Raw genomic sequence first — 633 nt, 5'->3', positions numbered from 1 at the left:
TCTCTCGTTCGTTCTCTTATCGCCCTCCCCTCTCAGGAAATCAGCCTGCGCTGTTATCCTTTTCATGATCATGTCGTTAGTCAGTGCACCAATGAGCAAAGACACGTCTAAAGCCAGCGCTGGATACTGCTCAGCGTTGATTTTGTCTATAATGTCTATCACGCCACCCAACTCGATCTTACGCTTCGCCTCTGCCTTTCTGGCTGCTGTTCTCTCTTCACTATTCATTCTCTTAATCTGCTCCTTTTTCTGCTCGATCTCTTTTTCTAATCTGGCTACTTTTTCAACAATAGGCACAAACATATTAATCACCCCCTTTCACTAAATCGATCAATGCGCTGACCGCTAAAAACGTTCCACATCCAGCATAAGCCAGGGCGATAAACGGCAGAGCTATAACGAAACCGGCAAACATTACTAAGCAAAACCCTACGTTGCCGATTACGTCTTTCACATATTGATACCGCATGGCTTTTTTAAACTCTTTAAACTCTTCAGTCTCTTCTCCTTTTGAATCCAAGCCCGTAGAGTTAGAACATAATTCATCATCAAAAGGTTGAAAATCGTCGTTCGCATTATTTATCATTCAACATCTCCGCAATATCAATAACCCTTGAGTCAACAGAAATATTC

2 protein-coding genes are annotated in these 633 nt (G+C 42.3%); both read right to left on the bottom strand.

Translation table 11 applies throughout. The annotated features are described in order from the left end of the window. A partial coding sequence (locus WH277_RS00635) for a hypothetical protein (RefSeq protein WP_339503772.1) occupies positions 1 to 303 on the bottom strand: 303 nt, incomplete at its 3' end. Between the two features lies 1 nt (position 304). Next, complete coding sequence (locus WH277_RS00630; protein WP_339503770.1) at positions 305 to 586, bottom strand: hypothetical protein; 282 nt, start codon at positions 584 to 586, stop codon at positions 305 to 307. Positions 587 to 633 lie beyond the last annotated feature (47 nt).

Origin of the sequence: Erwinia sp. MYb416, assembly GCF_037479575.1 — a bacterium.
Classification (GTDB): domain Bacteria; phylum Pseudomonadota; class Gammaproteobacteria; order Enterobacterales; family Enterobacteriaceae; genus Erwinia; species Erwinia rhapontici.
The sequence above is the reverse complement of the archived record's forward strand: the minus strand, read 5'-3'. Positions and strand labels throughout refer to the sequence as shown.